This is a genomic window from Gemmatimonadota bacterium, assembly GCA_016209965.1.
In the GTDB taxonomy this organism is placed as follows: domain Bacteria; phylum Gemmatimonadota; class Gemmatimonadetes; order Longimicrobiales; family RSA9; genus JACQVE01.
In genome coordinates, this window is the sequence record JACQVE010000023.1 from 1 (window position 1) to 7,918 (window position 7,918).

General features: G+C 65.7%; 11 protein-coding genes. 9 read left to right on the forward strand and 2 right to left on the reverse strand.

Features of this window, described 5'->3' with window-relative positions; genetic code table 11:
• The 8 genes from HY703_01060 to HY703_01095 all read left to right on the forward strand — a co-directional run.
• The coding region (locus tag HY703_01060) for an amidohydrolase family protein (GenBank protein ID MBI4543768.1) at window positions 1-237 on the forward strand (237 nt) is incomplete at its 5' end.
• 40 nt (window positions 238-277) lie between these two features.
• Entirely contained in the window at window positions 278-604 is a 327-nt protein-coding gene (locus HY703_01065; GenBank protein MBI4543769.1) for a type II toxin-antitoxin system Phd/YefM family antitoxin, read from the forward strand.
• Window positions 604-990 (forward strand): type II toxin-antitoxin system VapC family toxin, encoded by a 387-nt coding sequence (locus tag HY703_01070; GenBank protein MBI4543770.1) that lies wholly within the window; start codon window positions 604-606, stop codon window positions 988-990. The genes HY703_01065 and HY703_01070 overlap by 1 nt, the downstream gene beginning before the upstream one ends.
• Window positions 991-1,126: 136 nt before the next feature.
• Complete coding sequence (locus HY703_01075; protein MBI4543771.1) at window positions 1,127-1,408, forward strand: type II toxin-antitoxin system Phd/YefM family antitoxin; 282 nt, start codon at window positions 1,127-1,129, stop codon at window positions 1,406-1,408.
• The gene (locus tag HY703_01080) at window positions 1,405-1,707 is read left to right on the forward strand and encodes a type II toxin-antitoxin system RelE/ParE family toxin (protein MBI4543772.1); all 303 of its coding nucleotides are present in this window, start codon (window positions 1,405-1,407) and stop codon (window positions 1,705-1,707) included. Before HY703_01075 ends, HY703_01080 begins: the two co-directional genes overlap by 4 nt.
• A gap of 453 nt (window positions 1,708-2,160) precedes the next feature.
• Complete coding sequence (locus HY703_01085; GenBank protein ID MBI4543773.1) at window positions 2,161-2,913, forward strand: hypothetical protein; 753 nt, start codon at window positions 2,161-2,163, stop codon at window positions 2,911-2,913.
• Entirely contained in the window at window positions 2,910-3,848 is a 939-nt protein-coding gene (locus HY703_01090) for an ISAzo13 family transposase (GenBank protein ID MBI4543774.1), read from the forward strand. Before HY703_01085 ends, HY703_01090 begins: the two co-directional genes overlap by 4 nt.
• A 546-nt stretch (window positions 3,849-4,394) precedes the next feature.
• The gene (locus HY703_01095) at window positions 4,395-5,057 is read left to right on the forward strand and encodes a hypothetical protein (GenBank protein ID MBI4543775.1); all 663 of its coding nucleotides are present in this window, start codon (window positions 4,395-4,397) and stop codon (window positions 5,055-5,057) included.
• A 172-nt stretch (window positions 5,058-5,229) separates the two neighbouring features.
• On the opposite strand, the gene HY703_01100 is transcribed toward HY703_01095, so the two are convergent.
• Window positions 5,230-6,489, reverse strand: a complete 1,260-nt coding sequence (locus tag HY703_01100; protein ID MBI4543776.1) for a HAMP domain-containing histidine kinase — start codon at window positions 6,487-6,489, stop codon at window positions 5,230-5,232.
• Between the two features lie 52 nt (window positions 6,490-6,541).
• On the opposite strand from HY703_01100, the gene HY703_01105 reads away from it, so the two are divergent.
• Window positions 6,542-7,414 (forward strand): ATP-binding protein, encoded by an 873-nt coding sequence (locus HY703_01105; GenBank protein ID MBI4543777.1) that lies wholly within the window; start codon window positions 6,542-6,544, stop codon window positions 7,412-7,414.
• 36 nt (window positions 7,415-7,450) lie between these two features.
• On the opposite strand, the gene HY703_01110 is transcribed toward HY703_01105, so the two are convergent.
• Window positions 7,451-7,891: a c-type cytochrome gene (locus HY703_01110; protein ID MBI4543778.1), complete on the reverse strand. Its 441-nt coding sequence runs from the start codon at window positions 7,889-7,891 to the stop codon at window positions 7,451-7,453.
• Between the last annotated feature and the right edge of the window lie 27 nt (window positions 7,892-7,918).

Sequence of the window (7,918 nt, forward strand, 5' to 3'; positions counted from 1 at the left end):
CTGGACGGCGCCCGCTACCTGGGGCTGGACCGCGACCTGGGCTCGCTCGAGCCGGGCAAGCTGGCCGACCTCGTGGTGCTGGACCGCAACCCGCTCGAGGACCTCCGCAACAGCGAGCACGTCCGCCTGGTCATGCTGAACGGCCGGCTCTACGACGCCCGCACGCTGGCCGAGCTGGCCCCCACCCCCAGGTCCCGGCCGCTCCTCTGGTGGGAGCGAGAGGGCCGATCGAACTAGCCTCCTTGACTAACTTGACTAGTCATGTTAGTCATGACTCATGACTTACTCGCCACGAAGATCAGCGCCCGGCGTCTGGAAGCTGCACGAGGCCAAGGCACGCTTCAGTGAGCTGTTCCGGCAGGCGCGTTCGCAAGGTCCACAGCGCGTGGTCAAGCAAGGTGGGGAAGCCGTGGTTGTCGTGCCCGCCGAGGAGTTCGATCGGCTCAGGAAACGCGCCGGGCAGCCTTCCTCGCTGGTGGACTTCTTCCGTTCCGCGCCCACCGGTGGCCAGCGCCTGGACCTGAAGCGGAAACGCGACACCATGGACGCCGGCTCCCGCGGAGGGAGCCCGCTACCACTCGATGTCCCGTGGTCTCGGAGCTGATGAAGCCCCGGCCGGACCGGCGCGTGGCCGCTTGGGCGGACGCGACGGCGGAGGAGCTCCTGCACCTGAGTGTGATCACGATCGGCGAGGTGCGGAAGGGGATCGATCTTCTTCCGGACGCTCAGCCGAAGCGGGCCGCTCTGCAAAGTTGGCTGGACCATGACGTGCGCGTCCGGTTCGCCGGCCGGATACTGGCCTTCGATGACGCGCTGGCGGAGCGATGGGGCCAGGTGGAAGCCCTCGCCAAGAAACGGCGCCTGACCCTGCCGACCATTGACGCCCAGTTGGCGGCGACCGCGCTCCATCACAACCTCACGTTGGGCACGCGCAATACCGCCGACGTCGCAGCCACCGGAGTGCCGGTATTCAACCCCTGGACCGGCTGAGCGGAGTAGGTTATCGCAACGAGCGTCGCGGTCGCACGCGCTCGAGCGTGAGCGCCGTCGCGTTGTCGTCTTCTTCCCCTGTCCGAGGGCGGACCTTGGGCGTATCTTTAGACGTACGTCTAACAGGAATTGCCCGGTGGCCAAAGTACCCAAGATCATCCCCATAACCGAGTTGCGCCAGGAGGCGGCTCGCGCGCTCCGCCGGCTGCGCCGCTCGCAGGAACCCGTTGTCATCACGCAACGGGGCCGGGCCGCGGCGGTCATGCTGAGCGTCGAGGCCTACGAGCAGGCGGAGCGGGAGCGGCAGATTCTCTTGATCCTGGCGCGGGGTGAGCGGGAGATCGCTCGAGGCGAGGGCCGGGCTCTGGCGGAGGTGCTGGCAGAGGCGGACCGGCTTCTCGCCGATGCCGGAGCGTGAAAGTCCGCTTCACCCCAAGCGGCGAACGCCAGTACCTGTCAGTTATCGCTTACATCCTGGCCAATCGCCCTGCCGCGGCGCGGCGGTTTCACACGCGGGCGACCAAGGTGCTGAAGCGCCTCGAGCGGCATCCGCAATCCGGGCGCCGGATTCCGGAATTCCCTGACTTGCCCTACCGCGAGGTTATTGTCCGGCCGTATCGCTTTTTCTACGGCGTCGCCGAGGACACGGTGTGGATCGTCGGGGTCTGGCACGGCGCCCAGTTGCCAGCCGAGCCAGGGAATCCGCAAGGCGGCTAGGATTTAGGAAAGGGGGGTATCCGGTTAGCTGAACCACCCCCACCATGTTGTGGTCGGATCATTCTGGCCTGTTGATCAGCTGGTCGTACGTCGTAGGATCGGTGACTACGGCGTGTTCCATCAGGCGGTAGAATAGCTGGCCCGGGTTCCTTAATCGGTTCCGGGGCGAAGCGTTGCAGGCACGCGTGGCCTCCGAAGCAGGTATCAACCGAATTCCGCCGCCCCCAAGATATAGGGGGTGGTTCGCCTAAGCGCTCACGCAAAAATAACTCCCAAGGTTTCGGCGCAACTATGACAAGGCCGCAGCGTCGAGCAGGATGGCTCCAGGCCGTGCCCAGCCGCCACAAATCGAGCATTTAAGCGCCTTCCCATCGAGGCACCAGGGTCTGGACAGCATGGCTCCATGATGTTAGGATTACGCCAGCATAGGCGTAACTCTAACATGGAGGAGGCGTGGACGCCGATGCGATCCGGCGACTCCTGCTGCGCCAGAAGATCGCCACCATGCCCGAGCTGAAAGAGGTTTTGGGCACAGAGGTCGATGTCACGGTCTTCCGCAAGCTGCGCGAGCTCGCCCACCGCACCAGCTATTCGCACCGGGGCAAGTACTACACCCTGGACGAGATCGCCCGTTTCGATGCGACGGGGCTCTGGTCGTTCCGGTCGGTGTGGTTCTCGAGCTTCGGCACGCTGATCCGCACGTGCGAAGTTCTGGTGAACGAAGCGGAAGTGGGCTACTTCACCGACGAGCTCGAAGCCACGCTCAACGTGGCCGTCAAGGATGCGCTCCGGAAGCTGGCGGCCGAAGGTCGCATCGCACGGGAGAAGGTCTCCGGTCGTTTCCTGCACGTGTCGGCCGACCGCACCTCTCGGCGCCAGCAGCTCCGGGCGCGGCAGGTGCGCATGGCCACTCCGGGGGATCTCGTCTCGTTCGGGGGCGGCGCGCGCGTGCTTCCCGACGAGCTGAAGGCGGCGATCGTGCTGTTCTTCGCCATGCTGGACGAGAAACAGCGGCGCCTCTACGCCGGACTGGAGTCGCTCAAGCTCGGTCATGGCGGAGACCAGAGGATCGCCGAGCTCCTCGGGCTCGATCCCGGCACCGTGGCCAGAGGAAGGCGAGAGCTCCTCTCCCTGGACGTGGAGACGGAACGGGTGCGCCGAAAGGGCGGAGGCCGCACGCGCTCGGAAAAAAAACGCCCGAAGTGATCGCAGCCATCGAGAAGCTCCTGGAGCATGACCGGGCGGGCGATCCCATGACCGGGCTTCAGTGGACCCGGCGCACCACCGAGAAGATCGCCCGTGAGCTGAAAAGCTTGGGCATCGAGGTCTGCCCCAAGACCGTCGCCAAGATCCTCAAGCAGCTCGGCTTCTCGCTGCGCGTCAATTATAAGAAGCTGTCCCGGCGCTCCGATCCGGATCGCGACGAGCAGTTCCTCTACATCGCCGAAATACCCGAGCGCTTCACGAACACCGGTCAGCCAACCGTCTCCATCGATACGAAGAAGAAGGAGCTGATCGGCAACTTCAGGAATCCCGGTCGTGCCTGGAGCAAGGAAGGCGTCCCCGTCAACGACCACGACTTCCGTTCCGACGCCCTGGGTCTCGCCGTCCCGTACGGCGTCTACGACATCCTCGCCAACCGGGGATCCCTCTACGTCGGGACCTCGCATGACACCCCCGAGTTCGCCGCGGACAACCTCGTCCGGTGGTGGCGCCAGGAGGGGGAGGCCCGCTATGCTGACGCAACCGAGCTCCTCGTGCTGGCCGACGGTGGAGGAAGCAACGGCCACAGGAACCGCGCCTTCAAGTACTGGCTCCAGAACCGCCTGTGCGATCCTCACAGCCTGGTCGTGACCGTCTGCCACTATCCCACGGGGGCGTCGAAGTGGAACCCGATCGACCATCGGCTCTTCAGCGAGATCACCAAGAACTGGGCTGCCCGCCCCCTGGTCAGCTTCGAGACTCTCATCGCGTACGCTTCAAGCACCCGGACCGAAACCGGCCTCGAGGTGAGCGCCCACCTCGTCGACAGCCCGTACGAAAAGGGAGTTCGCATCTGCGAGGCGCAGATGCGCGAGCTCGACATCGAACCCCACGCCGTTCAGCCCAAACGCAACTATACCATCTACCCCAGGCTGTGAACGCCTGGAAAATGGGAAGTTGTTCTTGCGCGAACCCTAAGCACAGTGGCGACTCGGAATTCATCGTCATTGACGTCACTTTCGACAATGCGTCCAACCACTGGATCACCCGCAGAGTGTTCCTTTCGGCCCACTGCGGAACGGTGAATGATGGTAACTGCGACTGGTGGAAGCCGTCCCACTTCCACTGGGTCGATAACCAACCAGCCGGTGCCCCGGTAGTGTATGTGTCCGTGGAGAAGCACGCGAACTACGCGAACGCTGACGTGTGCAACGCGAGTTGGGACTCATGCAGTGCGAGCGGACCTGTTCACCGTTTCTTTATTGCTGCCGAAGGAAACATCGGCAGTCGAGCACTTCGCTTCGTGGACTGTACCACTGGCCGCTCGAACAGTGCAATGAAAGATGCCGGCGTGGTAGAATGCATGTGGAGTTCTGCGACGTTTAACGGCTGGCAAGCAGAAACGGTGGGCACAACGCCAGCCGGGTATGGTCAAATTTTGGGAAGATACGATTTCGGCTTCTAACTCTAACTCTAACCTACGTATGAATCGTTATGCGCTGGGCCGACTGGCCCTCATTGGCACTCTGGCCCTGGTTTCGATCACTTCCGTTGCGGAAGGGCAGCTGTGCGTCGGCTCTCCTGCTCGGCCAGGTGAGCTTGCTGTCCGCGGTGCACTGGTCGCGCCCAGCATCGCGAAGATCGTCGACCCCGCCGGCAGCACCAATTTGGAGGTAACGGGCTGGGTCCACGTCAAGCACGAGGCTTGGGCAGAGGTGGGATGGGGCTATCGCAGCCGTGGCCGGGCGGATAACGATGCTCACCGCGTCCATGGCGGCGTCGGCTACTCCTTCGTGCTCGGACCGGCCTCCCCGGTCTCAATTTGCCCCTTTGCTCGTGCGACCTACGAGGCCGACGACCTCTTCACGGACCCGGAATCCACCCCAGTGCGGCGACAGACCACGGTGCAGGTGGGTGCAGCAGCCGGCAGGGCTTTAGCTGTCGGCACGAAGACCGCGGTAGTTCCCTTCATTTCACTCTCTACTGGGTTCTTCTATGCCGAACTTGGGCGCGTATTCACAACGTTTTTCGACGCCGGTCTGTCCTTGGCCTCCAAGCCCGGCTTCATACTGGCACAGCTCCGCGGGATAAGAAGCGGCGATTCCCTCGGGAAGGAAGTCCGTTTTGGCGCAGGTCTTTACTTCTGAGTGCGAGTGCTACGGGGCCGCTACGCGGGCGGAATGGGTTTGACGCGAGCGAAGAGCGAGCGAGCGTTTGAGCGGGGCGCGGAAGGCGGCTGGCGGCGGCCCGGTGGCGCCCCGGACGGTGGCGCCGTGGCTGGCGGGCTGTACCAAACTGCGCGCTTCTGCGTTGGGTCAGTCACTCCGCCGCGGGGAGTATGAAGTAGAACTCCGACCCGGCGCCGGCCCGGCTCTCGACCCAGATGCGGCCGCCGTGGGCCTCGACAATGCCCCTGGCGATCGCGAGGCCGAGCCCGATGCCGCGGCGCCCGCCCTGGCGCACCTGCCAGAAGCGCTCGAAGATGTGGGGCAGGTGTTCGGCGGGGATGCCCGGCCCCGTGTCCTTTACCAGGATGCACACCTCCGCGTCCCGCCGCTCGGCCCGGACCGTGATCAGCCCGCCGACGGGCGTATACTTGACCGCGTTCCCCACCAGGTTCGAGAGCACCTGCAGCACCCGTTCGCGGTCTGCCAGCACGCGCGGCAGTCCATCCGCGGCGAGCTCCGCCTCCAGGTGCTGGGACTTGACCGAGGCCAGCGGCTGGAGCACCTGGCAAGCCTCGGCGATGAGGCCGGCCGGCTCCTCCGGCTTGCAGTCGAGCGGCAGCCGGCCTGCTTCCATGCGCCGGATCTCGAGCAGGTTGCCGATCAGTCTCTCCATCTGCGCGGCGGAGGCCCGGATCGCCTCGAGGTGCCGTCGCGTTTCGTCCTGCCCACTATCGGCAGGAAGGGTCTTCAGCAGCAGTTCCGTGCCGATGAAGATGGCGCTCAGCGTGTTGCCCAGGTCGTGGGAGACGACGGAACGCACTTCGTCGCGTGCCCGCACGGCCTTCTGCGCCTCGCGATACAGGCGCGCGTTCTCGATGGCCAGCGCGGCGCGGCGCCCCAGCTCTTGCGCCAGTTCGAGGTCCTCCGCCGGATAGCGCCGGCCGGACTGCGCCGTGAGCAGCGTGAGGACTCCCCGCAGGTGCCCGTGCGCCCGGAGCGGCACGGCCAGGAGCGAGCGGATCTGGAGCGAACGGAGCAAGCGCAGGTGATCCTGGCTCTGCGCCACGGACTCGAGGTACGATTCCGGCAGTTCCGGCCATAGCTCCGGCTCGCCTGTCTGCAGCACCGTGAACACCAGGTGCGGTCGGCCGCGGTCCAGCGGGTAGCGGAGAAGCTGCTGGGCCAGCGCTTCCTTGCCCGGGTCCGCGTGGGCCACCACCAGTCGATTCACGGCGCCGGAATCCTCGATCAGGTCAATGAAGCAGAAGTCCGCCAGCGGGCCGGCCGCCAGTCGGGCTAGGCTGGCCAGGGTCGTCTCGTGATCCAGCGACGCGGCCAGCACGCTGCTGGCCTGGGCCAGGAATCGTTGCACCTCCTCGGCGCGCTTGCGCCGGCTGATGTCTCGCAGCACGACCGTGTAGATCCGCTCGTCTCCGAGATCCAGCTTCGAGATCGCGACCGCAATGCGCGGGCGGGCGTGGGAGGTGGTGCTCTTTCCGTTCAGCTTCCCGGAAGCGTTGCGGCACAGCGGCTGCGCGGTGCCGGCGCAGCCGGATTTCCTGGCGGCGCCCGAGCGTTCGGAGCTAGAGCGAGCGTTCCTGGACTACCTCGACTGCGGCGGATTCCCGGAAGTGCAGGGCCTCGACGCAAGCACGCGTCACCGGGTTCTGAGCGATTACGTGGATGTCGCCATGATGCGTGACGTGGTCGAACGCCATGGGGTAGCGAACGTGACCGGGCTGCGCTGGCTGGTTCGCCATCTCCTCGGAAACGCGGCGGGGATGTTCAGCGTGCAGAAATTCTACGCGGCCTTGAAGTCTCAGGGGATCGGCATATCGAGGGACACGGTGCACGATCTCGTTGGCTATTTGGACGACTGTTTTCTGGTGCGAACGGTATGGATGGACGCGGCCTCGGAGCGCCAGCGCATGGTCAACCCGCGGAAGGCGTATCCCGTCGATCCCGGCCTGATCCCGGTCTTCCATCGCAGCGGGCGCGCCAACCTGGGCCATGCTCTCGAAACGGTCGTGCTCATAGAGCTGGAACGGCGGGGGATTAGCGTTGGCTACATCCGCACGCCCGAGGGACACCAGGTCGACTTCGTGGCGCGCATGCCGGGCGGCGGTGAAGAGCTGATCCAAGTGGCGGCGGACGCCACCGACGACGCAACCGCCCAGCGTGAATTGCGGGCGCTGCTCGAGGCCGCAAGCCGCTATCCGCGCGCGACGAAACGGTTACTCACCCTGACGCGGGACCGCCTGCCCTCGAGGGTCCCCTCGGGGATTGTCGCGCAGCCCGCCTACGAGTGGTTGCTCGCCCCACCGGGCGAGAACTGAGCGGGAGAGCGACACCACGGACCCGGCGTAGCTGGACTAGGTAGGCGGGCGCCCTGTGCGCGCGGCCGCCGCGTCCGGCCTGAGACGGTACAGCACGTAATAAGCGACGGCGTCGATCTCGCGGGGCTCGAGACCGGACAGCACCCAGCTAGGCATGCCGCGTTCGTGGCCGACGAAGATGCGGCGCCGCACGGCCTCCACCTTGCCGGCATACTCCCAGTCGGGCTCGACCAGAGAGGGCACCGCGAGCTGCTCCTCCCCAGCGTACTCCGTGTCCCCCGCGCCCAGATAGCCGTGACACTTGCGGCAGCGGGCGGCGTACAGGTCGTTGCCGGCCAACAGGCGCGCCCTCTGGCCGGGCCAGCGCACAGTGTCGAAGAGGGCAGGCGAGTAGAGCGCGGACGCGGCGGCAACCCGTTCTCCTGCGGGCGGCGGCTCGAAGCGCTGCTCCTCACACGCCGCAAGGCCCAGAACCATACCCAACCCCAGGGTGCCGACCCACAG

Excerpts from the sequence above, each read along its gene's own strand:
- HY703_01065 (MBI4543769.1), top strand. The coding sequence starts at position 278 with ATGACTTACTCGCCACGAAGATCAGCGCCCGGCGTCTGGAAGCTGCAC.
- HY703_01070 (MBI4543770.1), top strand. The coding sequence starts at position 604 with ATGAAGCCCCGGCCGGACCGGCGCGTGGCCGCTTGGGCGGACGCGACG.
- HY703_01095 (MBI4543775.1), top strand. The coding sequence starts at position 4,395 with ATGAATCGTTATGCGCTGGGCCGACTGGCCCTCATTGGCACTCTGGCC.
- HY703_01105 (MBI4543777.1), top strand. The coding sequence starts at position 6,542 with ATGCGCGGGCGGGCGTGGGAGGTGGTGCTCTTTCCGTTCAGCTTCCCG.
- HY703_01110 (MBI4543778.1), bottom strand. The coding sequence starts at position 7,891 with ATGGTTCTGGGCCTTGCGGCGTGTGAGGAGCAGCGCTTCGAGCCGCCG.